The sequence below is a fragment of the Rhodobacter sp. 4.3.4 genome (assembly GCF_058724655.1).
In genome coordinates, this window is record NZ_JBZXDU010000004.1 from 85148 (window position 1) to 108005 (window position 22858).

The 22858-nt window shown below is 63.5% G+C and carries 26 protein-coding genes and 1 pseudogene; 7 read left to right on the top strand and 20 right to left on the bottom strand.

Features of this window, described 5'->3' with window-relative positions; all coding sequences use genetic code 11:
- Positions 1-7 precede the first annotated feature (7 nt).
- Both AC4PTB_RS19150 and AC4PTB_RS19155 read left to right on the top strand, forming a co-directional pair.
- Positions 8-697: a HupE/UreJ family protein gene (locus tag AC4PTB_RS19150; protein ID WP_492192873.1), complete on the top strand. Its 690-nt coding sequence runs from the start codon at positions 8-10 to the stop codon at positions 695-697.
- 14 nt (positions 698-711) lie between these two features.
- Positions 712-1521 carry a hypothetical protein gene (locus tag AC4PTB_RS19155; RefSeq protein ID WP_492192804.1) on the top strand — a complete coding sequence of 270 codons (810 nt, stop codon included), beginning with the start codon at positions 712-714 and terminating at the stop codon, positions 1519-1521.
- A gap of 335 nt (positions 1522-1856) precedes the next feature.
- On the opposite strand, the gene AC4PTB_RS19160 is transcribed toward AC4PTB_RS19155, so the two are convergent.
- Complete coding sequence (locus AC4PTB_RS19160) at positions 1857-2432, bottom strand: hypothetical protein (RefSeq protein WP_492192805.1); 576 nt, start codon at positions 2430-2432, stop codon at positions 1857-1859.
- A 63-nt stretch (positions 2433-2495) separates the two neighbouring features.
- On the opposite strand from AC4PTB_RS19160, the gene AC4PTB_RS19165 reads away from it, so the two are divergent.
- Positions 2496-3023, top strand: a complete 528-nt coding sequence (locus AC4PTB_RS19165; protein WP_492192806.1) for a Crp/Fnr family transcriptional regulator — start codon at positions 2496-2498, stop codon at positions 3021-3023.
- Between the two features lie 10 nt (positions 3024-3033).
- Here the strand turns inward: AC4PTB_RS19165 and AC4PTB_RS19170 are convergent.
- The 3 genes and pseudogenes from AC4PTB_RS19170 to AC4PTB_RS19180 all read right to left on the bottom strand — a co-directional run bounded on the left by AC4PTB_RS19170 (position 3034) and on the right by AC4PTB_RS19180 (position 5399).
- Positions 3034-3373: pseudogene (locus tag AC4PTB_RS19170) on the bottom strand (DsrE/DsrF/TusD sulfur relay family protein).
- Entirely contained in the window at positions 3370-4674 is a 1305-nt protein-coding gene (locus tag AC4PTB_RS19175) for an MFS transporter (RefSeq protein ID WP_492192807.1), read from the bottom strand. Before AC4PTB_RS19175 ends, AC4PTB_RS19170 begins: the two are co-directional and overlap by 4 nt.
- Positions 4671-5399, bottom strand: a complete 729-nt coding sequence (locus tag AC4PTB_RS19180) for an MBL fold metallo-hydrolase (RefSeq protein WP_492192808.1) — start codon at positions 5397-5399, stop codon at positions 4671-4673. Before AC4PTB_RS19180 ends, AC4PTB_RS19175 begins: the two co-directional genes overlap by 4 nt.
- Positions 5400-5488: 89 nt before the next feature.
- On the opposite strand from AC4PTB_RS19180, the gene AC4PTB_RS19185 reads away from it, so the two are divergent.
- On the top strand, positions 5489-6139 hold the full coding sequence (locus tag AC4PTB_RS19185) for an ArsR/SmtB family transcription factor (RefSeq protein WP_492192809.1): 651 nt from the start codon (positions 5489-5491) through the stop codon (positions 6137-6139).
- 21 nt (positions 6140-6160) lie between these two features.
- Here AC4PTB_RS19185 and AC4PTB_RS19190 read toward each other — a convergent pair whose 3' ends face one another.
- The 14 genes from AC4PTB_RS19190 to AC4PTB_RS19255 all read right to left on the bottom strand — a co-directional run bounded on the left by AC4PTB_RS19190 (position 6161) and on the right by AC4PTB_RS19255 (position 17696).
- Entirely contained in the window at positions 6161-7150 is a 990-nt protein-coding gene (locus AC4PTB_RS19190) for an ATPase, T2SS/T4P/T4SS family (RefSeq protein WP_492192810.1), read from the bottom strand.
- 13 nt (positions 7151-7163) lie between these two features.
- The gene (locus AC4PTB_RS19195; protein WP_492192811.1) at positions 7164-8501 is read right to left on the bottom strand and encodes a TrbI/VirB10 family protein; all 1338 of its coding nucleotides are present in this window, start codon (positions 8499-8501) and stop codon (positions 7164-7166) included.
- A 1-nt stretch (position 8502) separates the two neighbouring features.
- The gene (locus AC4PTB_RS19200; protein WP_492192812.1) at positions 8503-9252 is read right to left on the bottom strand and encodes a TrbG/VirB9 family P-type conjugative transfer protein; all 750 of its coding nucleotides are present in this window, start codon (positions 9250-9252) and stop codon (positions 8503-8505) included.
- A complete protein-coding gene (locus AC4PTB_RS19205; RefSeq protein ID WP_492192813.1) occupies positions 9249-9920 on the bottom strand; it encodes a VirB8 family type IV secretion system protein in 672 nt (223 codons plus the stop codon). Before AC4PTB_RS19205 ends, AC4PTB_RS19200 begins: the two co-directional genes overlap by 4 nt.
- A gap of 35 nt (positions 9921-9955) precedes the next feature.
- A complete protein-coding gene (locus AC4PTB_RS19210; protein WP_492192814.1) occupies positions 9956-10975 on the bottom strand; it encodes a TrbL/VirB6 family protein in 1020 nt (339 codons plus the stop codon).
- Between the two features lie 3 nt (positions 10976-10978).
- Positions 10979-11455, bottom strand: a complete 477-nt coding sequence (locus tag AC4PTB_RS19215) for a hypothetical protein (protein ID WP_492192815.1) — start codon at positions 11453-11455, stop codon at positions 10979-10981.
- 26 nt (positions 11456-11481) lie between these two features.
- The gene (locus AC4PTB_RS19220; RefSeq protein WP_492192816.1) at positions 11482-12261 is read right to left on the bottom strand and encodes a type IV secretion system protein; all 780 of its coding nucleotides are present in this window, start codon (positions 12259-12261) and stop codon (positions 11482-11484) included.
- Positions 12262-12265: 4 nt separating this feature from the next.
- Complete coding sequence (locus AC4PTB_RS19225; protein ID WP_492192817.1) at positions 12266-13303, bottom strand: lytic transglycosylase domain-containing protein; 1038 nt, start codon at positions 13301-13303, stop codon at positions 12266-12268.
- 101 nt (positions 13304-13404) lie between these two features.
- A complete protein-coding gene (locus AC4PTB_RS19230) occupies positions 13405-13641 on the bottom strand; it encodes a hypothetical protein (RefSeq protein WP_492192818.1) in 237 nt (78 codons plus the stop codon).
- A complete protein-coding gene (locus AC4PTB_RS19235; RefSeq protein ID WP_492192819.1) occupies positions 13638-16025 on the bottom strand; it encodes a VirB4 family type IV secretion/conjugal transfer ATPase in 2388 nt (795 codons plus the stop codon). The genes AC4PTB_RS19230 and AC4PTB_RS19235 overlap by 4 nt, the downstream gene beginning before the upstream one ends.
- Positions 16015-16290: a VirB3 family type IV secretion system protein gene (locus AC4PTB_RS19240; protein WP_492192820.1), complete on the bottom strand. Its 276-nt coding sequence runs from the start codon at positions 16288-16290 to the stop codon at positions 16015-16017. Before AC4PTB_RS19240 ends, AC4PTB_RS19235 begins: the two co-directional genes overlap by 11 nt.
- Positions 16291-16376: 86 nt before the next feature.
- Positions 16377-16691: a TrbC/VirB2 family protein gene (locus AC4PTB_RS19245; RefSeq protein ID WP_492192821.1), complete on the bottom strand. Its 315-nt coding sequence runs from the start codon at positions 16689-16691 to the stop codon at positions 16377-16379.
- A 2-nt stretch (positions 16692-16693) separates the two neighbouring features.
- Positions 16694-17404 (bottom strand): lytic transglycosylase domain-containing protein, encoded by a 711-nt coding sequence (locus AC4PTB_RS19250; RefSeq protein WP_492192822.1) that lies wholly within the window; start codon positions 17402-17404, stop codon positions 16694-16696.
- Complete coding sequence (locus AC4PTB_RS19255) at positions 17346-17696, bottom strand: hypothetical protein (protein WP_492192823.1); 351 nt, start codon at positions 17694-17696, stop codon at positions 17346-17348. Before AC4PTB_RS19255 ends, AC4PTB_RS19250 begins: the two co-directional genes overlap by 59 nt.
- A gap of 193 nt (positions 17697-17889) precedes the next feature.
- On the opposite strand from AC4PTB_RS19255, the gene AC4PTB_RS19260 reads away from it, so the two are divergent.
- From AC4PTB_RS19260 to AC4PTB_RS19270, 3 genes are all read left to right on the top strand, one after another.
- Positions 17890-18180: a hypothetical protein gene (locus AC4PTB_RS19260; RefSeq protein WP_492192824.1), complete on the top strand. Its 291-nt coding sequence runs from the start codon at positions 17890-17892 to the stop codon at positions 18178-18180.
- Positions 18181-18230: 50 nt separating this feature from the next.
- The gene (locus AC4PTB_RS19265) at positions 18231-18887 is read left to right on the top strand and encodes a hypothetical protein (protein WP_492192825.1); all 657 of its coding nucleotides are present in this window, start codon (positions 18231-18233) and stop codon (positions 18885-18887) included.
- A 217-nt stretch (positions 18888-19104) separates the two neighbouring features.
- The gene (locus AC4PTB_RS19270) at positions 19105-19938 is read left to right on the top strand and encodes a hypothetical protein (RefSeq protein WP_492192826.1); all 834 of its coding nucleotides are present in this window, start codon (positions 19105-19107) and stop codon (positions 19936-19938) included.
- Between the two features lie 88 nt (positions 19939-20026).
- On the opposite strand, the gene AC4PTB_RS19275 is transcribed toward AC4PTB_RS19270, so the two are convergent.
- Both AC4PTB_RS19275 and AC4PTB_RS19280 read right to left on the bottom strand, forming a co-directional pair.
- Positions 20027-21022 carry a ParB/RepB/Spo0J family partition protein gene (locus AC4PTB_RS19275; protein WP_492192827.1) on the bottom strand — a complete coding sequence of 332 codons (996 nt, stop codon included), beginning with the start codon at positions 21020-21022 and terminating at the stop codon, positions 20027-20029.
- Positions 21019-22221 carry an AAA family ATPase gene (locus AC4PTB_RS19280; RefSeq protein WP_492192828.1) on the bottom strand — a complete coding sequence of 401 codons (1203 nt, stop codon included), beginning with the start codon at positions 22219-22221 and terminating at the stop codon, positions 21019-21021. Before AC4PTB_RS19280 ends, AC4PTB_RS19275 begins: the two co-directional genes overlap by 4 nt.
- Positions 22222-22858 lie beyond the last annotated feature (637 nt).

The following is a 22858-nucleotide window of genomic DNA, read 5'->3' on the forward strand; positions in this document are numbered from 1 at the left end:
CCCCAGGATGCCATGGCAGGCGCTTGCCGCAGTGGCGACGCTCTTGACTGCCCTTTTGCTTGCAGGGGCGGCCCTTGCCCATAACGTCACCGCAGGCGACGCGGGCTATGTGCAAGAGGTGACGGGCTTTCGCCCCATCGCCTTCATCTACCTCGGCGCCAAGCACATGGTGACGGGCTATGACCACCTTCTCTTCCTCGCCGGGGTGATCTTCTTTCTCTACCGGTCGAAGGACATCGCGACCTATGTCAGCATCTTCGCCATCGGCCATTCGGTGACGATGGTGGCCGGCGTCTGGTGGCAGATCGCCTTCAACGCCTACATCATCGACGCGATCATCGCGTTTTCGGTGGTCTACAAAGCGCTGGACAACCTTGGCGCGTTCCGCCTCTGGTTCGGGGTGCAGCCGAACACCAAGGCGGCAACGCTGGCCTTCGGCCTTCTCCACGGCTTTGGCCTGGCCACCAAGATCCAGAGCTATGACATCTCGCCCGACGGCCTTCTCGGCAATCTGATTGCCTTCAACGTCGGCGTGGAGCTTGGCCAGCTGATGGCGCTGGCGCTGATCCTGACGGCGATGATCCATTGGCGGGCGCGGCCTGCCTTCGCGCGGCAGGCCTATGCCGCGAATGTCCTGATGATGGTGGCTGGCTTTGCCCTGATGGGCCTGCAGATCACCGGCTATTTCGTCGCCTGAAAGGAGGGCGTCCCGTGAACAACCGTTTCGATATCTCCAAGGCTCCGCCCCTGCGGGCCGAACCTCGCCACTTGGCAGCAGCCGCCCCTGTGCAAAACGTGCCTGCCACTCCGGGTGGGTTGGTCCGATCCACCCTGATTGCCGCCGGGGCGGCGGGGGCGATCCTTGTCTTGTTCTGGCTGCCCGCCGAATACGGCGTCGACCCGACCGGGGTCGGGGACCTGACCGGGCTTACCGACATGGGTGACATCAAGCAGCAGCTTGCCGCCGAGGCCGAGGCCGACGCCCAGGCCGTGAATGACTCAACTCCAGCTGTCGTTCCGGCCGAGATCCTCCAGCGTCTTGACCGCATCGACGCGCAACTGGCTGGCCTAGCCGCCGTGATCGGCGCGCCCCCCGCTGCCATCGAGTCGTCCGCGGCACCTGTCCCCGAGCCGGCCGAGCCCGTCGAGACATCGATCGCCGCAGCACCTGAGCCTGCTCCAGCGGACCCAGTCGAAGCCGCCACCCCGGAATGGCGCGACGAAGTCAGCTATACCCTTCCACCCGGCGAGGGGGTCGAGGTCAAGCTGGTCATGCAGGAAGGCGCGGTCGCCCGGTTCCAGTGGTCCGCGAATGGCGGCGTCGTGAACTTTGACCAGCACGGCGACGGGTCGGGCCAGGAGATCAGCTATGAAGCGGGGCGGGCGGTCCCCGAGGCGAGCGGCACCCTGACCGCCGCCTTCACCGGCAATCACGGCTGGTTCTGGCGCAACCGCACAGACGCGCCGGTGACGCTGACACTGCGCACGGGTGGCGATTACGCCGAGATGAAGGCACCTTGACGGAACGACCGGGGGCAGCGCGTAAGCTGCCCCCTCTTCAAGACGGAGCCGCGAAGCGGGCCGAAAGGGCGGCTTCTGTCACGAACCAGAAACCATGAGAACGACGCCGTGGCTTGGGGCGCATGCCGGGCGTTCTACGGACAGGGCTTCGGGGCAGCCGCCTCGGTTGCGAGCTTCGGCCCGACCTCCATGATGGTCGTCCTGATCGAGCGGGTCGCACGAGCCGTTGCCAAGACCCTGCACGACCGAAGGCCGGCGGGTCTGATCTCGAACCGGCTTTATGCCAGAGCAGAAGAACATCCTCCGGCGCGGCGCGTCAGTGCCGGAGGAATGGGTCAGTGCGGCATCTGCCCGCGTGCCAAGGCCAGATGATGCGCCTGATGATGCATGCCGACGGTCATAACACCGATGAACCCAAGTGCCCGGATTTGTGCGGCATCCGGGCCGGTGACGGTCAGAACTGCGCCGTTGGGTGCCTCTTCTGCGGCCATGATCCAGCCTCCCGAACCCGTCATGGTGGCCGCATGGGACAGGGTCATCCGGCGGATCGAGGCAGCGACCGCAGCATCCGGCGAGGTCACCGTGAAGACCGCGCCGCCGTCGACATCGGCCTCGACGACCTGCGCGCGCAGGGTCACGTTGTCCATGTCGATCAGGTGCTGGCGCAGCGCCTCGATGTTCACCTTGGACCAATCGGTCATGGGATCGGCCTGAAGGATCGCCACGATCTCGGCAATGGCCGCAAAGGCGCCTTGGCCCGCCTCGGTCGGCCCGCCGCCCGACATCTGCGCCATCATCGCAGAGTGGTCCATCTTGGAATGGTCCATCGTCTGTGCGGCAGTCATGCCAGGGATGGCGAGCAGGGCGGTCATCAGGGCAACCGGTGCAAGGCGGTTGAGAAAAGCGGTCATGTCGGTCCTCCGTATTGCCTCGCTGTGTTTCACGGGCGAACGGAATGGCATATGATCATGATCATGCAGACCCTGATTTCCCGTTTGTTTGATGGTGCGTTCCGCCAGTCCCTGCCTTCGGGAACAACAATGTTCCTGACGGGCGCCCCGGTGCGCGAGATGTTCCTTGTGGAAAGCGGCGAAGTTCATCTGATCCGTCATACCGCCTCGGGCGATCGGCTGATCCTGCACCGGGCGGGGCGGGGGGCGGTTCTGGCCGAAGCCTCGGCCTATTCGCCGCACTACCACTGCGATGCCGTGGCGGCGGAGGCCGCCGTTCTGGCCGCCCTGCCGAAGCAGGTTTTCCTTGATGCTATGTCTGCCGATGCCGCGCTTTCAACCGCTTGGGCCGCCTCGCTGGCGCGGGCCACCCAAGGGGCGCGGCTTCGGGCGGAAATTCGCAGCCTGTCCAGGGTTTCCGCCCGGCTAGATGCTTGGCTTGAAGCAGGCAATGCCTTGCCGGACAAGGGCCGCTGGCAGGATGTGGCAGCAGAACTCGGCGTGACGCGCGAGGCGCTTTATCGCGAGCTTGCACGTCGCAGACGACTCTGATCGGGAAGGGTCAGAACACCAGCACCTTGTCCGCTGCAATCGTCGCCTCGGCCAGTGCATCCATGGTCGACCGTTCGGCCCCGGTCAGCAGCTGCGTCGCCTCCAGCCCGCGCGCATCCATGCAGGTGCCGCACAAGAGAACCTTGCTGCGGGCTGCGATCAACCGTCCCAGCATTTTTTCCAAGTTGTAGAACCCTTCGGGCGTCTTCTGGCCCAACTTGGCGCAGGGCATCGGCCATCAGGAACACGGTCACCTCCTGGCCGGATTTGGCCAGCGCATTGGCTAGCCGCAAGCAGTTGTAACTGCGTTCCGTGCCGTAGGGCGGGTCGTTCAGGATCAACAGGATCATATCAGCTCCTTCGCGGGATTGAGGCGGGGATGGGTTTCCTCGCCGAAAAGGAACAGCACGAAGGCAGAGGCCAACATCGTAATGGCAACGAACCAGAAAGCCGCGCCCGTGCCGCCTATCATCGCCACCAGCCCGATGGCCGCCGCGCCGGTGCCGTATCCCAGATCACGCCAGAACCGGTAGATGCCGATGGCCGAGCCGCGCCAGGAGGGCGGGGTGATATCCGCCACGGCGGCAGAGAGGTTGGGATAGAGGAGCGCCATGCCAAAGCCCGCGATCGCGGCCGAGACTGACCACCACAGTGCGCCACTTCCCAAGGCTACCAACCCCATGCCCGCGCCGCAAATCGCCATGCCCGCCACATTCGGCCAGAACCGCCCGACATGGTCCGACAGCCGCCCCGTGAACAGCTGCGACAGGCCCCAGACGAAGCCATAGGTTCCGACGATCCAGCCGATCTGCGGCAGGGTCGCGCCAGCGGCGCGCAGATGCACCGGGAAGATCACCCAGACCAGCGCATCGACGAACTTCTCGACCAAACCGGCCTGCGACAGGGCAAAGAGCCGCCGGTCCTTCCATGACATCAGGGCAAAGACTTGCCCCGTCGTCGGATGCTCAGCCACGCCCACAGGATAGCGCGGTGGAAAGCGGGGCGGCTGGATCTTGTGGGCCGCCGCCTCCGACCGCGCCCAAGGCAAGCTGTCTTGCACCCAGACGACTGAGAGCACCAGTGCGAGCAGGATCACCACCAGCCCGAAGACCAGTAGGCCCAGCCGTGCGCCCAAGGCCTCGGCCGCATAGGCAGTCAGGATGCCGGCCAAGGCCACACCGACATAGCCAGAGAACTCGTTGAGCCCCAGGACCAGCCCGCGCTGATCGGCGCGCGTCAGATCTAGCTTGGCGGTCTGGGTCATCGACCAGCACAGCCCCTGGTTCACCCCCAGAAGCACCGTCGCCGCGACGATCCAGCCCCAGTTCGGCGCGGCCCAGATCATCACCGGGATCGGCAACGCCACCAGCCAGCCCGCGACCAGCACCTTCTTGCGCCCGATCCGTTCCGACAGCCGCCCGGCCAGGAAGTTCATCGCGGCCTTCACCACGCCGAAAGCCACGACAAAGGCCGAGAGCAGCAGGAACGACCCCCGCGCCACGCCGAAATCGCTTTCGGCCAGCGCCGGGATCACCGTCCGCATCATGCCGATGGCAAAGCCCACCAGCAGAACCTGAATGAGTTGATGACTGACTTGCGTCAGGTTCTCTCGGATGCCGAAGGGGGTCAGCAGGCCCTCGCCAGACGTCATGCCTCACCCGCGTTGATGGCCCGCAGCCGGGCCGCTTCCGGCGGCGGGGGCGGGATGTCGGCCAGCATGGCCTGCACGAAGGCCTCTTCGTCCTGCATCGCAAAGGCCGTGTTGTGGCGCTTCTCGAAGCCGATGGTCGAGGTGGGCTTACCACTCAACTTGCGCCCGCAGACCGAGCCCGAAAAGGCCCCGGGCAAAACCTCCAGATGATCAGGCAACGCCTTCAGCCGTTCGGCCGAGCGGAACAGCGCCCTTGCGCCGTCCTCGGCGCGGGTGGCCAGTTCCGTCCGCCCCATGTCGCCCACCATCAGCGTATGACCGGTCAGCACAAACCAGGGCTCGGCCGAGCGGGTGCGGTCGGTGACCAGAAGCGACAGGCTTTCCGGCGTGTGACCGGGCGTATGCAGCGCGGTGATGGTCACGTTGCCGAGTTCGAGGACATCGCCATCCTTCACGCCCCGGAACGGAAACCGCGTCTCTGCCCCTGCAAACAACACGTAGTCCGCCCCGGAGGCCTCGGCCAAAGCACGGCCAGAGGAGACGTGATCGGCGTGCAGGTGGGTGTCGATGACGAAAAGGATCCTCATCCCCAAGGCTTTGGCGGCATCGAGATAGGACGCGATGTCGCCCATCGGATCAACCACCGCCCCGGCCGCCTTGCCGCCGCAGCCGAACAGATAGGACGCGCCAACCGGGTCGGAATGCAAGAATTGCCTGAGGATCATCGCCATCTCCTGTTCTGGGCGGGCTTGCCGCGAGAACCGCGACTCGCTACATTCAAGTAATCGCTTGAATGATGTAGGGTCCACCGCCGATGGTGTCAATCTCTCCGAAACAGGCCCTGCTCGAGGAATATGCCCTGGTCGCGACCGCGCTCTCCGCCCCGGCGCGGCTGGCCATCCTGGAGCAATTGGCCCAGAAGGAACACGGTGTCGACAGTCTCGCGGCCCGCACCGGGCTGACACTCGCAAATTGCTCGCAGCACCTTAAGGTCCTGCGCCGGGCCGGTCTTGTCGCAAGCCAGCGTGCAGGCAAGGCGGTAATCTATCGCCTCTCCGACCCGTCCGCGTTTGGGCTGATGGCCGGGCTGCGTCAGATCGCCGAGCGCAATCTGGCCGAGGTTGAGCGCATCCTGCGTGGTCTGTCCGGCGGCGAAACCCCGCCCGAGCCAGTGAGCCGGGCCGAGCTGGCCGAACGTATCTCTGCCGGGGAGGTGACCGTGATCGACCTGCGACCCGCCGACGAATTCGCGGTCGGACATCTGCCGGGTGCCATCAATCTGCGCCTGAGCGAACTGGCCGACGCCCATCTGGACGGAGAGATCGTCGCCTACTGCCGCGGCCCCTTCTGCCTCGACTCCCAACAGGCAGAAACCCTTCTGCGCGCACGTGGCCTGCAAGCCCGACGCATGGACGGCGGCCTGCCGGAATGGCGTGAAGAGGGACGCATGATCCAAGTCAAGTAAGCGAAGACCAGTTTGCGCCAATCACTTGGCATCGTCAGTGGGCACCCATATCTCTGCCACTCCCCTGCTCCCCCCGTGTCTGGCCAGCTGCACCACAAGGTCCACCGATCCTTCACAGTACCGCTTCACCTCCTCGAACCCCATACCCAGCCCGGCCGCCATCACCATGATCGCGAGCCGGTCGATGGCCTTGCGCGCTGTATCGGCATGTATCGTCGTGAATGACCCCCCATGCCCGGTATTGATTGCCTCGAGGAAAGTCCGGCTCTCCTCCCCCCGAAGCTCACCCAGAATGATCCGATCCGGCCGCATGCGAAGTGACGCCTCCAAGAGCCGCGCCGGCGTCCGCTCCCCTTGCGAATTCCGGTCGGCTTTCAAGGCCACGACATTCTCCTGCCCCGGGAAGAGTTCGTAGGCGTCCTCAATGGTGAGGATGCGTTCTTGAGCATCAACCATCGATAGAAGCCAGCGGGCGAAGGTGGTCTTGCCCGTGGAGGTGCCACCCGAAATCAGGATGTTGAGGCGTTTCCGCACGCACAACCGCATCGCGGCCTCGATTTCCCCGGCTTCCGCGAGGGCCAGGACTTCCTTGCTGAGTTCGCGCTTGCGATGATCGAGATCGATCAGGGTGCCATGCAACAACCGCGGCGCGATCAGGACATCAGCGCCGGTCTTGAAGGGCCTGAGCGTGATCGCCATGCCACCTTCGACGATGGGCGCTGCCACGACCTGGGCACGGATGGCCGTGCTGCCGAACATGATCTTGCCCGAGACGGTGGGCTTGCGGTCAGAGAACTGCACACCGACCGATGAGGCGATTGCCTGGCCGAGATTGACCGACAAGTAGCGGTCGATCCGGGTATCAGCAACCGGCTCCATATGCACCCCGCCCTTTCGCTCCGTCCAGACCCGCCCATCGGGGTTGATGGCGATCTCGACGAGATCGGGCCGGGCCAGAAGGTCGGCCAGCGGCGCGAGATAGGAGGCGAGGAAGGAGGGCTGGCCGTCCATTTTCAGCCCCTCCTCACCAGAATTCCAGATCGCGGTCGACCATGACGGTGATCGCCGCACCCGGCGCGACCGAAATGATCGGCGGAAGGCTGGTATAGGCCTCGACGGCGGAGCCCATGGCCGAGCCGAGATCTTGCCCGACGCTTTCGGCCGTATCAGCACTGAGCTTGTCTGCGTAGTTTGCGGCCGCGACGGCGGGAGCCGCGCCCAGAAGCGAGATCAGGGCGGCCGAGCCGAAGCGCTGACCGAAGCGGCTGTTGACCTTGCCTGTGATGCCCGAGCGACCCTGGGCATCGCCGCCGAAGGCTTCCATCTGCACCGATTGGCCGTCCGGGGTGACGAGGCGCGTCCAGGCGACAAGGATGCGGCCCTGACCGATGGCCACTTCCGAGGAATATTCGCCAAAGAGGCGCGAGCCCGCCGGGACAAGGATCTGCGCCTGATCGAAGGACCAGACCGGCCGGGTGACGATGGCGGTCAGCTGGCCAGGCAGCGAGGAATCGACCGCGTTTTCCAGAGTGGCCTCGATCATCGTGCCCTGCAGGACCGTATTCGAAGGATTGGCGATGACCTGAGAAGCCTCGACGGGCGTTGCCTCACGGCCCGATTGCACGAAGTCGCGGCCTGCGGCATCGCGCGAACCGTTCTGACCCTCTTCCGGCGGCATCAGTTTGGTGTCGCTGTTACCACCGCTTTGACCATTGTCGAAGACAACCGAGGGCGAAGACACGCGCGCCGCCAGTTCCTCCTCCTTCTTGGCCCGCCGGGCCGCGAGCTCGGCCTCTTGCTTTGCGGTCTCTTTGTCCGTTGCCGCCGCCGTCGCCTTCAGCGCTGCAATCTCGCCACCAAACTCAGCCTTGATGCTCTCGATCATCGCCTGGTTCTGCTCCTGCGCCTTCGCCAAGGCCTCGGCCAGTTCTTTGGCGCTGTCATCCTTCTCGGATGCGGCCTTGGCGGCCAGATCAGCGAGCTCCTTCTGAAGCCGGTCCACTTCGCCTGTCAGCGCGGCGTTCTTTGTCTCAAGAGACTCGCGCTGCGAGGCCAGTTGACCTTCGATATCGGCGAAGTCTGCCCCTTCCTTACCCTTAACATCGCCGGCGGGCTCAATTGCGCCGAAGGCGGGCCCCTTGTCCGGGTTCTGGAACTCCTGCGCTTCCGAGGTCTCCACCGCCGGGATCGCCTTTTGTGCGGGCCAGAGGGTCCATAGGGCTGCGATGCTGGCACCAGCCAACAGGGCGCCCATGCCGATCCGCTGCTGCTTCGTCAGCTTCGGCTTCGGTCGCTCGATCTTGTATTCAGGCTCGGGCGCTGTGGCTTTGGTTTCTGCCTCGGGAATCTGCTTCTCGTTCATCTCAAAACTCCCAACCCTGAAGCTTGGCAATCAGCGCGGGATCGGTGGTCACACCGCCCTCCACCCGCTCGATGCAGAGGACTTCGGTCCCGATCCGGATCGAATACTCATCCCGCAAGCCCGGAACGCGGACGACGCTGCCATTCGTCCCCGAGTTCAGCGTAACCTCGCGGCCCGTGGCATCGACACCGAAGATCGACGGACGCAGGCCCGGTGCGAAGGCGAAGTAGGTGGCCGTGCCATCGTTCCAGATGTTCACCGGCTTCAGCTTTTCATCGCCGGACCAGGCATAGCCGATATCCCGCGACCCAGCCGCGACCTTGGCGGGCCGGGACGACGAGGCCTCCGGATAGCGCAGCACAAGCCGGTAGATCGGATTCCGCGAATGACCCTCGCTGATTGCAAGCGTGATCGTCCGCCGCCCGGTGTAGATTGTCATGTTGGTCTCCGCCCCGGCGATGACCGGCTTCACCGAGACCGTGGTGCGGTTCGACAGGACCTCGACCTCGAAGGCCTCACTGTCGCCCAGGAGAACAGAGTCGATCCGTTCCCCTGCCCCAAGCTCAATGGCGGTGTTGACGCGGAGCTGGGTGTCGAGGCGGATGACGTCGACCGGGTTGTAGAGGACCGAACGCACGCGGGCATCTGCACCCATCGAGGCAGGAGCGGTTTCGGCGAGAAGCGGGCTGGCCGCGCCGAGCGTAATGCTAAGGCCAATCAGCAGCCCGGGAAGGAAGTGCGAGCGGGTCATGGATTGGTCTCCAGAGTTTCGGCATCGACGCGGTAGGCAGTGACCGTGAAACCGAGTGGGTTTTCCCAGACATGGGCGAGGGAGCGTTCGGTCTTGGGCGCGAAGGCGAACTCAACTGTGGCGACAAAGGGCTGGGTCACCGGCTCCTGCTTCGCCTGGCGCAGGGATTTGAGGAAGCGGACCTGGGCCACATTGGCGGAGAGGAACGTGATCCGCCGGACGGTCACCGATACTTCGGCCCCAGGCCCATAGACGTCCGGCGGATAGGCCTTGTTGTCTCCGCCCTTCGACCAGAGAAGCCGCAGGCTTTCCTCGGCAGCGCCGCTCGAGCGGCGCTGCACGCTCTCAAGCCGCGCCTGAATGCCGGGCAGGAAGTAGCCCTCGCGGTCGGAAACATAGGCGACGAGGAGGCTCTGCTTCAGCGCCTCCTGATCCTCGATGCCGGTCGGGGTCACCTTCACCAGCTTTTCGGCATCGCCTGTCTGGCGGTCGACCAGTACCGTGAAGACCTGCGTTTCTTTCAGGGGCAGGACCAGTGCGAGAGCGGTGGCAAGAAGCAGCGATAGGGTCCCTGCCCCACCGGCCACCATCCAGGCCCGCCGCGCCGAAAGCCGTGGCTCCAGCACGAGGTCGACATCAAATCCATGCTGATGCATCAGATCGGGCATCGGCGTTCCTTTCAAATTGGGCATTTCTTGTCGGCTCAGCTCTTGTCGGAGGTTCGACTCGCCAGCCGCATCGCGACTTGCACTGCGGAGCGGCCGATCTGGCCTGCGGCATGGCCGGTGAGACGGGCATTGGACGGGCGGCGTCCGCCCGCATCCATGTCGGCAGCACCCCGGACGGCGCCGATCATCCCGGCCGCGCCGGAACGACCGTAGCCCGCCATGCTACCGCCAGTGCGGAAAGTGGAACTGGCCACCCCGCCTAGCCCGGTCGCGGTCTGGGCGAGGGATTGCGCGATGGTGGGGACCATGGCCATGAGACCGGTGCCGAGCATCATGACGACGACGAAGCTCAGGACATCGCCGATGGTCTCGACATTGGTCAGCGAGGTGGGCGTGAGGTCGCGGGCGATGGCGATGGTGAAGGCGGCCATGCCCGAGGTCAGCATCGGATAGAGCGCAAAGCCGAGTGCGAGGTTGACCCAGCGGTCGAAGATCGGCGCGGTCACCTTGAAGAGCGTGCAGGTGATGGCGACGGGGGCAAAGATCACCAGGACGCCGATCATGATCTTGGCGGCGGCGATCACGATGATGGAGATCGTGGCCATCAGCGCCGCGATGAGGAACATCAGGAGGCCCGCCAGAGCCCCGGTGATGTAGCTGCCGTTCTGGCTGCTCGCCTGACCCACATCGAGGGCCTTGAGGTAGAGGCTGTCGAGCCCGTCATAGAGGCTGCCACCGCCCGCACCAAAGGCATTCATCACCACCGCACCAATCTCGCTCGGGGCATTGGTGATCACGCCATAGACCGCGTTGAAGTTCGTCCAGGACGAAAGGAAGGCCGAGGCGACCGAAATCCGGACCATCAGGCCGAGACCGTTGCGCAAGGTCATCGGCACCGCCTGCGCCATGAGGTTGATGCCGATGAGCGCCACCACAAGGACCGAGCCGACACGGAAGACCGGGATCACTTCGGCGGCTACCGCGCCGAAGGCCGTCGCACCGACCGATGCGGCGGCGGCGTCCACCTGGGTGAGGATTTCGGCAATGATGGCCATGGATCAGTTGGCCTGGCAGGAGCGTTCGAGGGCGCGATAGGCGGTCTCTGTGTCACGCTGGTGGTCCGTCAGGAACGCTTCCAAAGCGGCACGGTCAGCGTCGACCAGATCGGCGGGCGCCTTGCTCAAATGCTCTGTGGTGAAGACATCGAAGCCATAGCCGTCGAACAGGCAGGCGCAGGACTTCTCGGCAAGTCGGCGCTCCTTGGCTGCGGTGATATAGGCCTGACGTGCTGCACCCTTGAACCGCCAGTCGGTAATTCCGCCTGGCAGTTCGATGACCTCCTCGCACTTCGCACCCCCCTGCCCCGCAAAGATCCCGACTCCGCGCCGCTCCATCTCGGTCAGAAGCTCAAGTGCGCCATCAGCGTCCTGCGCCCCCACCGCTTCCCGGGTCTTCGCCAGAAGATCGAGATCGCTGACCCTGGTCAGATCCTCGGCCCGTGTAAGTCCCGGGACGGAAAGAAGGACGACGGCCATCGCCGCGAGAAGTCGAGCGCTGCGCATCAGTTGGCCCCCGAATAGTCGAAGAAGCTCTTCTCCTTGGCCTGTTCTGCAGCCCAGTTCACCCCGGACTGTCCTGCGGCAAGGCCCGAAGCGGCGTTCAGCCGCCACATCTGGCCCAGCATGTAATTGGTCTCGGCCGCCATGCGGGTGTTGAGATCGACACTGTCCTTCAACTCTTCCTGCTTGCCGATCTCGGCCACGAGGCCGTCGATCCGCTCCAGGCTTTGCGCAGCCTCTTCATAAGACAGTTGCGCCATGCCCATGGCCGTGGCGCTCGCCGCAGCCGTGGCCGCAATGCCCTTGTCCTGGGGATTGGTCGAGGACGAAAGACCTGCCAGCGTTTCCGAGGTCAGCCCGGCATTCTCAAGCGTGTCCTGCATGTACTCGGCGGCCATCTTGTCGCCCATGGTGACCTGGCCGTCGAGGAGATCGTCCATCAGGCTGTCGAAGTCGCCGATCTCCAGCGCCTTGGTGAAGCCGGAGAGGTCGGTGATCTTCGCCGCCCGCGACCGCAGGTCCTGCGCCGAATTGTAGAGGCTCGCAATCTCGTTCAGACCCGAGATCGAACCCAGGATGCCTTGCAGATTGGTGATCTGATCGAGGCCGTTCTGGACCTGTTTCTTCAGTTCCTCGATCTGGGCGATCTGGTTTTCGGCATCCTGCAGGGCGGCCTGCAGTTGCTCGATGTTCTTGGCGAGGTTGGTGCCATCTATCACCGGCACGCCTTGGCCGAAGGCGGTGCCAGTGAGGCCAAACGCCAGCAGGGCGGCAGCAGCCATCCGATCAATTCTCATGAGAATACCTCCAGAAATCCGAATATTGCAGGGCCTGAGACGCGTCCGAGAGCCCCTTGGCGGCTTCGACCTTCACGGCCCCGGCCCGCAGGCGCAGCGTCAGCGCCAGGAGCCGGGCGCGCTCGGCCAGCATGTAGGTGTTCTGGTCGACCGCCTCTTTCGAGGTCGCGGGCTTGGCCTCGGAGAGAAGCCCCGCGATCCGCGCCATTGCGGCCTCGATCTGGGCCGCGCCTTCCGACGAATAGCCAACGAAGGCCGAGGACATATTGCCCCATTCGGCGCTCGCGCCTTCAACCCCGTAAAGCGTGCCGGTGACATCGGCGCCGGTGATCACCGAGAGATAGGCGTCGTAGAAGCCTGCGATCCGGCGGACGTAATTCTGGGTTTCCTCGAAGGGCGGGATGCCACCGTATTTGCGGACATTGCCCGGCCCGGCATTGTAGGCGGCAAGGGCCAGATCGACCCGTCCAAAGCTCTGGAGCTGGGTCGCAAGATAGCGCGCGCCACCGTCGAGGTTCTGCTCGGGATCGCTAGGGTCCACGCCGAGATCGGCGGCAGTCCCCGGCATCAGCTGGGTAAAGCCAAGTGCCCCGACCGGGCTGACGGCCGCATTGTTGAAGCCGCTTTCCTGCTTCACCAGCGACTGGAACAGGATGCGCCATGTCGTGGGGTTGAGCCCTGCTGCTGCGATGCCGGGATGGCCGTCATAGCGATGGGCGGTGGCGATGATCATCGCCTCGACCGTTGCGCCATCGCCGAAGAGGCGCTGCGCTTCCGGCGAAGTCTCGGTGACGGGATAGGTCTCATCGACAGAGGGGAAATCCACCCCGCCCGCCTCGAATCCACTGACATCGGTTCGGCCCGTCGTATCGGCCAGAAACTCTTGATAGGCCGCGAGCTGCTCCGCCTCGATCTCGTTCAGCGACTTGTGTGTGTCGAGCTTCTCTCCCTGCTTCACGGCATCTGCGGCCTGTTCCGCGAGCCGCGAGATCAGGTTCGACAGGCGCGACCCGTCAATGATCGGCACGCCCTGTGCGAAGCCGGCGCCGGCGAGACCTGCGAGGTCCGCGAGTGCTGCGGTGATCAGAAGACCGGGAAGAAGGGAGGTAGGGCGCGGCATGTCCGGGGTCAGTTCCCGCAGGCCACGGAGTCAGGCGCGCTCATCGTGCTGACGACAACGCGCGAGCCATCCGACTGCGTGCGGGCGGCAAAATACTTGCCCTCGGCGCGGAATTGGCCGTGGCAGGGCGAGACGGCGCCGGTTTCCACACCGTCGCAGGCGGAGAGAGCGGCCAGACCGAGAACGAGTGCCAGTGGGCGGAAACTGCCACGCAGCTTACAGCCCAGATTGGTGCAGGGGGTCATTTCATATCCTTCCAGAAGTCGGGCATTTGGCGCCAGCCGAAGGGGGCGCGGTCCTCGCCGGATCGTCCGCCGCCCAGGACGGCAAGGAGCGGGCCAAGGGCGGCGAGGTCCATGTTGACGAAGACGGAATCCCCGGCCGAGCGCAGAAGCGCGAGCCTCAGACCCCCGGTCGGCGTGCAGAGGAACTCGGCTTCTTTCTCGTTCAGCCGCAGGATGCGGTAATCCTCGGGGTTGGCGCGCGGGTTGGGGTAGAGAAGCTGGGTCACCACGCTTTCCGCGATGATCTGGCCGACTTTCGACTGCGTCAGATGCGTCGGCGTCTGGGTCAGCATCATCACGGCGGCGTTCTTCTTCCGCATCGTGACGAGCCAGTCGTGCAGGCGCTTCTCGAAGATCGGATCGTCCAGCATCTTCCAGGCCTCATCGATCACGATGAGGGTCGGGCGGCGATCCTCGATCACCCGTTCGATGCGACGGAAGAGATAGGCCAAGAGTGCCGAGCGCTCGGTGCCGAGATCGAGGATCTCGGACATGTCGATACCGACCACATCCTCGGCGAGGCTGATCTCGGACACCGCGCCCGGCCCGAAGAGCCAGCCGTAGCGGCCCCCCTGCCCCCATTCCCGGACCCGGGCGACGAGATCGCCCTCGTCGTCGGTCGAAGCGACCAGGGTGGCGAGCCCGTCGAAGTTCCGCAGGCGCGCATCGGCGCCCACGATCTGGCGCACGGCGGTATTGAGGCTGACGGTCTGCGCCGTCTCGAACCCCCACTGCCCGGCCAGGATGTCGCCCAGCCAATCGGTCAGCCATGCAGCCCCGCGCTCATCGGTTTCGGTCTGGAACGGGTTGAGCCCGGTCTTCTCGCCAATGCGGATTGCGGAATAACTGCCGCCAAGCGCGCGGACGGCCATTTCCAGACCGCGATCCTTGTCGATGACGAGGATGCGGGCATGCACGCGCCGGGCCTGCGCCATGAGAAACGCCGTGCCGAGGGTCTTGCCGGAACCGGTGCGACCCAGAACGAGGGTGTGACCGGCGCTTGGCTCTTCGCCGCGCGTGCCCTTGTCGTGGAAATTGAAGCGGTAAAGGCTCGAGGTCACCGTCGGCAGGCCAGTGATCGTCTCGCCCCAGGGCGACTGCGCCTTCGGACGGCCCTCGGCCACCCGGTGCAGCGCCGCGAGATGGGCGAAGTTGTTGGCGGAGATCAGCGCGGTGCGCGGGCGATAGGACCAGTTGCCCGGCGCTTGGGCGAACCAGGCAGCCCGAGCCGCGAAACTCTCGCGGACCAGCACCGCGCCGCAATCCTGCCCGGCGCGCCAGACCTCGGAGGCCGCCTCTTCCAGCTCATCCGGGGTCTCGGCGGTGACCATCACCGTCAAATGGTGTTTGCCGAAGACCTGCCGCCCGGAGGCAACATTGTCGGCCGCCTCGTAGAGCTCCTGCCGCAGAGTTTCTGCGGCATCTTCCGAGGCCCGCATCTGCCGCGCCGTGCGCTTGATGCGCTCCTCGATCTCGTTGTTCCGCGCCGGGGTGAAGCTGTTGGTGATCGTGATGTCGAAAGGCAGTTCGAGGGCATCGAGCATCCGCGCCCAGGTGCGGGCCGGATAGCTTTTGATGCCGAAGATCGTACCGTAGCGATGCTCGCCGGCGTTTTCGATCTCGACGTGCTTGCCCCGGAAGGTGAATTGGCTCGTGGTCAGGCTGTCAGCCAGGAACTGGCCGGTCATGGGAAGGGTTTTGACGACCGGCTGGCCGATCAGCCCGCCGAGGTAGCCCAGCCATTCGCCGGAACTGACCGTCAGGCGGCGAAAGCCCATGCCTTGAGCCACACCCGCCAAGAGCCCCATGGCCTCGTTGAGGCGCTCGGCCCGTGCGGCCATGTCGTCGGAAAAGGCTGCCTTAAAGAGCGCGCCCATCAGCGGCAGGCGTTTCAGCGCGGTCGGACGCAGGATCAGCGAGATCATCAGCACCCGGCGCTTCAAGCCGCGGTTTGCCAGATGCGCCTGCCAGCGGCGGTCTACGGCAAAGGCAAAGCCCTCGCCGCCCCGGGCGTCGAGATCGGCATCGAAACCCTTGAGTTGCAATGCAGCAGGCAGGGTCAGTTTGGAGACGTGATAGCCAAAGCCCTCCCCCAATTGCCCTATGAGACGCGCGAGCGAAGCCGGGACGAGGGCAAGGTCGCCCTCGTCCACCGTGAAACTGTCCATCCCATCGACCAGGGCCGAGGCGATCAGATCGCCTTGGCGGCTCAGGATCAGGTCGTCACGCGGCGCGGAGAGCCAGGGCAGATGCCGGGCCAGGGATTCGGCGCCAAGATCTTCGGGGCGAAGGACGGATTTCAGGGCCGGGGTGGCTGGGAACAGCGATTTGAGATCAGCTGACATGGCGATCTCCGCCAAAGGCTGCTTTGCCTTTGGTGCGCGGCGTGCGGGAGAAGACCACCGAGATCACTTCGAAGAGGTTCGGATTGCGGTCGGCAACGAACCAGAGGACCGGATAGCCCAGCACCCCGATCATCAGGAACCGCCAGTCATTCGCGCCCACGAAGGGGATGACCGAGGCGAGCATCAGGCTCACGAAATAGCCGATCGGCAGGCCGAAGATCTTCGGCGGCCGGGTGAGGCCGAGAAACAAGGGCGCATCATGCATGAGAAAGGTCCGGTTTGACGGGATTGGGCCGGAGGGCGAGGCAGGGGAAGGAGGAATGCCCCGCCCGTCCGGTGACGCGCGGCCTGTTAGGGCGTTGCGAAGCCGTCGATGATCGTGGCGGCCGAGAAGACCAGCACGACGCCGAAGAAGATAGCGAGGAAGAGCGGCCAATTCAGACGCCCGGTGAACATCATATAGCCCGCAGCCACCACGGCGAGGATGGCGATCAGCCTTCCAATTGGCCCGGTCAGCGCGTCGACCACGGTCTGCAGCATGTTCTGCAGCGGATCGAGATCCTGCGCCAAGGCAGGCTGGGCCAGCACGACCGCGAAGGGCAATGCCATCAGGATATGGCGCAACGATAGCCGTGGCAGATTCACTGCCGACAGAACACGGATCATGTTTACTCCGAAATCAGGGTTGAGTTGGTCAGGGCCAGCACCTTGGACACATGGCCCTCGGTCTCGGCATAGGGTGGGATGCCACCGTACTCGCGGACCGCTTCGGGTCCGGCGTTGTAGGCGGCAAGGGCCAGATCGGCTGAGCCGAAGGCCGCGAGTTGGTCGAGGAGATAGCGGGCCGAGCCGCGCAGGTTCTCCTCCATGTCATAAGGATCGACGCCGAGGGTCGCGGCTGTGTCGGGCATAAGCTGCCCAAGACCGATGGCGCCGACGGGGGACAAAGCCTCGGGGTTGAAGCCGGATTCCACTGCGATGTTGGCGCGGAAGAGCGCCAGCCATTCAGTCACGGACAGGTCCGCTGCTTTCAGCCCCGGATCGCTGGAGAAATCCGTCCCGACCTGAAGCACCAGGTCTTCAATCGCCGCACTGCCCTTCGGGCTGCGCCGCGTGGTGCCATAGGACGCCAGCACCAAATCAGCTTCAGCAGCGGGGCTCTCTGACCCCCCTGCCCTATCCCTGCGCGGGGTGTCCCGCGCGGGGATGTCTTTTCCAAAATCCAGAACGCCTGACTGGACACGCAGATCGCTGGAGCCCGCACCGAGGTCGATGACCTGGGCCTGTCCCGCGAGGGGCACGAGGCCCCAGAGGACAACGCTAAGCGTCAGCCTCCTGATCTGCTTTGGGTTCTGTCCCCACTTCAGTGCCCTTGCCATCGATCCAGATCGCCTTCTCGCCCTTCTTCAAAGGAACGGGGATCGTGGACATGCCCAACTCGACCCCAAAAGAGATCAGACCGGTCACGGTCTTGAACTCTCTGGGCTCTAACCCGCGCGAGATCACCAGTACCGCTGTCGTCTCTCCCATGCGCAGATGGATGCGCCAGGAGCCTTGCCAGACATTGAGCACTTTCTTGGCGTCTTCCACGCAGTGGGCTTCGACGATGCCGCCTTCGGTCAGGGCCTCCTTCAGTCCGGCCTGTAAGATCACCGGGGTCAAGTTCCTCATGGGTTGGCACCCTCCAAAGCGTCATTGCCTGAAGATCATAGTGCATGTTGCGCCGATGAGAAACCTGCCCGAGCACAACATATGCGCTCACCTAGCGGTAGAATCCATTTGCGTCAATAGCGGTGAAATGTAAAAGCACAACATGTTTTGAATCCATGTCGGTGATATGTCCTCGCTCCTGCCCAAACCCTCGATGATCGGCCTCCTGCCCTTCGCCCTCCTCGTGCCGGTCCTCCTGATCCCGGCCGTGCTGGCCCGGGCCGAGACAGCGCTCGATTGTCTGCCGCCGGAGCCACCCTCTCCGGTGCAGGATGCGGCACTGCGCAAAGAATACCAGCAGGAGATCGGGGCGGAGTATTCGGACTACTTCGATGAGGCACAGGCCTACCTGCGCTGCCTCGAGGCCGCGCGGTCCTCCGTGACCGAAGAGATCAACCGCGCCATCGCGGACTACCAGACCATGGGGCTCGGCCCTTCAGACTAAGCCCTCCCCCCCACAATTGCCCCCCTGCGCTTCCCGGAAAGGAGACTACCTTGCGCTTCTCACTTGCCTGCCTGCCACTTGCCGCCTCGGTCGCAGCTACGACTGCAGCCCTGTCGATCGCCACGCCCGCTGCGGCCTATCCGGTCGATTGCGCCATCCTGCTTTGCCTTGCCGGTGGCTGGCCTGCTTCCGTCGAATGCGCCCAGGCCCGTGCCGTGTTCATCGCCCGCATCACGCCCTGGCCGGTCGAACCGCCGTTGCAGATCTGGAACTGTCCGATGCATGCGGTGGCCCGGCAACAAGCCCCGGTCGAGCGCCTCCTCGACATCGCGTTCCGGGATGCCACAGGGCCGCTGATCTCGGAGGCCCCTGCCCTACCGATCATGCCACTACCTGTCGTGGATCAAGCCGACATCGACATCTCCGATCCAGCCTATGACTTTGTCCGCTCGATCCACGTCTACCAGATCAGTTATTCGCAGCACCGCAACTCCGACGGCGACTGCAACCGGACGGAATACCTCCTGCTGGGGACCTATGGTTCCCAAGGGCAGTACGCCTGGAACCGGGCGCCGGTCAGCACGATGCCGGACGCCTCGGCCTTCGCCCCGCCCGGCAGCTGTAGCACCTCTTACTCGTTCCGCAGCGTCTTCGTGGATTGGCAGGATTACGAGGGCACCTACGGCTTCGAAGAGGTTCGCTACTGAGGCGGCAACCGCCCCAGTCCTGACCCTTACCCTTCACGGAAAACCGCAACCCCAGAAAAGGAAACGACGCCAGACCAAAGGCCCGACGCCGCACTAATTCCCTCGTGGTAGTGGGAATCTAGCGCGACCGTCACTCGTGTTCAACCGGCAAATGCTTTTGCCGAAACGATTTTTTGCATGCCTACGGCATGGCGTCCTCGAACGAAGGACACCATTCATGGAACTCACCACCGGCGCCATTCTGCGCCGCATCACCGAGACACCCCTCTCCGTCTCGGCCCACAAGCTTGCCACCCTGATCCTCGACGGCATCGCCTGGAAGGACGGCTACAACGGCCTCGATCGCGGGACGGCAGCCTTCACTTTGGGGCATCTGGCAGAGAGGATGGGCGTGTCCCGCCAGCACCTCAGTCTTCTGCTCGGGGAACTCGCGGCGTCGGCCTTGGCCCTCGTCCGCTGGAAGCCGAACGGCCGCTTCGCGCCCTGGCTCTTCCGCTTTGGCGCTGTGGATAACTCCGCCCCGGAGACAGATGTCGTGTCAGCCATAGATGACACATCACTATCTAGAGAGTCTAAGAACAAAATGATGTTCGCCGGGAAGATCGAACTCGGGGGCATGTCCAACGTCCACCGCACGCCGTGGGCCGCGATGATCAAGGCGGCAAAAACCGCCCTGCCCTGCTGGAATGTCGACACCCAGGTCATCTGGGACGCCTTCCGGACCTTCAACCGGGCCAAGGGCAAGGAAGAGGTCCCAGCCGGATTTCTGCTAGGCTTCATGCGGAAATGGCGGACGGCCGGAACCGTGGTGAAGCCGTCTCAAGCTGAGCCCGTACTGGACGCAGCGAACGCCGAGGTGGCGGCGCTGATCCGGCATGCGCCAGTGAAGAACTGGCGGTTCCACGAGCTGGATCTGCAGCGGATCATAGGGCGGGAAGCCTATGACGAGCGGGTCCGCGCCATGCAGTCGAGGCTTGGGGTGAACCGCTTTGCTGCGGCCTTGGCGGTACATGGCGAAGCCGCGAGAGCCAGAGAAATTGCCGGATGCTGACCCTGCATTTCCAGTGGAAATGGAAGTGCATGATCTACTGCAACACTCTGTTTCATATGTTTTTTTCTTGGAATTGCCAATTGGCAACTCAGCCTGCGGTTCCCTCCTTCCGATGAGCCATGAATTCCTCGAATGCCGAACGAAGGGCCGCCTCAGAGAGCTTCGCTGAAAACTCCAGAGTAAGCTTTGCACCGTGCTTCTTGAGCGTAATGCCCGCCGTCTCTGCAGGCCCCTTAAATACCTGCCCTGCTGGCTTCACCCGCTTGGGGCCTGCAGCCGCTGCCTTCAGCTTCGCAAGAACCTGTGTGGCATCAATCGCAGCACCGCGACCGTTCCGGGCGGCAGCTTGCTTTTCGGCGAGCTCGACCGCAACAGAAAGGATTGACGGCGCAAGCTTCGGGTCTGCGAGAAGAGGCTTCAGAATCCGGGCATGCAACTCTTTGATGTCACGGATCGAGGGATACGCAGCGACGACAGCCTCCGGGAGGCGAGCAAGTGTGAGATAGCGCGACAACCATCCTTCCGAAACCTCTAGCCGCTCGGCCATCCCCTTCTGGCGTCCACCATAATACTGTTCGAGCGCGGCGGCGTAGTCACGGGCTCGTTCGAAGTCGGAGATGTCCTCTCTGTCACGGTTTTCGACGTCAGCAAGCCGAAAGGCCTCCTCGTCGGTCAGATCGCGCACCTCGACCAGGTAGCGGAACTGCGGATAGTTATTCGCCCGAAGCCAGGAGATTGCGAAGTGCCGCCGGGCACCACAGATGACCTCATACTCGGCCCCTGCCCCATGAAGGCGCCGTACGATCGCCGGAAATTCCTGTTGCCCTTGGGACCGGATAGAGTCGATCAAGTCCCGGCAGTTGTCTTCGTTCAAGAGTTCATATGCACGGTTATGGCGTGACCACATGGCGCACTGAGCTGGATCGACCCACCGCAGCACCTTTTCCTCACGCTCGCCGACATCAGCCAAGGCATTGGATCTGCGAAGGAAGCGGGTTGCACCGCGATCCTCGTCAGACGGGGCAGCCTCCTTGCCTAGGTCCTTCAAGACGTCTTCAAAGATTGCGTCATGCCGTTTGCTCACAGGATACCCTCCTTGCGAAGTGCGCGATGGTGGCTGGGCCAAGTCTTGCGGGCCAGGATTTCGATCTCTCGGCCAACCGCGTCGAGATAGGCCCGGCAGCGCTTGTGGGTTTCGGTCCGCGTTGCCGGGCCGGTCAACTCGTAGACTGTCGAAAGGTTCGCCGTCGCGTTGTCGATTTCAGCGCTGTCCTTCAGCACGGACTGAAGCATGTCCTGAGGGAAAACGGCGTCCATCATGCGCTTGATAGCAAGATGTGCCGATTTCTGGTCGTTCATCTTGGACGCCAGTATCTTCACGAAGCTATAGGACCGCTCACCCCCGAACCGGGCCAACTCAGTCAACGTGGCTTCCATCATTTTCAGAAAATGGGCGGTGGAAGCGAAGTCGATGTTGGAAGGTGGTGCAGGGATCAGAAGCGCGCTGGCCGCCCGCAGAACGGAGAGCGAAATCATCCCAAGCGCCGGCGGCGGGTCCAGCAAGATGACGTCAAACTGATCCGAGATGCTGGCGATGCCGTCGCGCAGCCGGTCTAGAATGAACGTGGGTTCGCGGGCCATGCGGGCAGCAAACTCATATTCTGCGTCGTAGAGCCCGAGATTGGCAGGGATCAGCGCGATGCCCGGCCAGTAAGTCGCGCGCAGGGCATAGTGCAGCGATTTCGGGCCGCCGTGTTGCATGAAGGGATAAAGAGTATCCTCTTCCTCATCGACGTCCACATCGGGGTTCATCCCGAAGATCGCCGTCGTCGAGGCCTGGCTGTCGCAGTCGATGACGCAGACACGGTAGCCCTTCAGAGCAAAGTATTGAGCCAAGTGGCTGACAATCGTGGACTTGCCGACGCCCCCTTTGAAGTTCTGGACGGCGAGCACAAGAGGCGGATCGTCCTGGGCGCGATGCGGCAACGTGCCGAACACTTCGCGCATCTTGTTGACTTGGGCCAAAGTATATCCAGTACGCCGACCTGTGCCGTCATCTTTGTCCGGTTCTGGCAACCGCCCGTCAGCCTCGGCATCCCGGATAGCCTTTTCGGTTCGCCCGACCATTTCCGCCGCCGTGCGAACATTGAACCGGATGTCCAAGCGCTTCTCCGCATTCGGCGCGAAGACACGCTCTCGCAGCCTTTCTATCACTGTGGCCGCTCGGCGCGTCAGTTGGGTAAGTTCATTCAGCGTGACCGGGGGAAGCACGGTATCGTCCATCAGCTGCTCTCTGTGTTTTCTCTGACGAATCATGCGGGAAGTTCGCGGTGGCGTAAAGTTCGGAAATGGAGCTTAGGTGCTGGAAACTTCGGAAATGTGCCTGTGGACCATCAACTATCGCTCTTTTCCTCGATGAGGCCTGAGAACCGGAAGTTGGGTGTGAGTTTGCGCACTGAACCGTCCCAATATGTACGTCATCGAAAGCTGGGTGCTACGGTCGAGGTACGCCCCCCAAAAAAAATAATCCACAAGGAACCCCTCTTGGTTCAGATTCTCTTTGGTTCTAGTGTTCATGCTGATTAAGTAATGGAAAGATATAGGAAAAGCGCTCGATAGACTTACGTCTTGGGCGGCAGCGCTTACCTTTTGGGATGTAAGGACTTACGAATCGGGGCGGCTAGCCTTACGTTTTGGTGCAGGACTTAGACTTACATTTTGGGTGAGCTATCGCAGATCTTCGAACACCTGAAATTTTCCCTTTGTTATCAGTCGCCTGCGAATCGGTCTCGAATCAGCTCCGCACCTAACTCTTACAATTTGGGTGCCTTGTCCCACCAAAGCGATCTGCCCGACCCAAAGACCTTGATCGCTTACGCGCATAGCGTTACAAAAGTAAGGTAACGGAAGTACGGGCTCC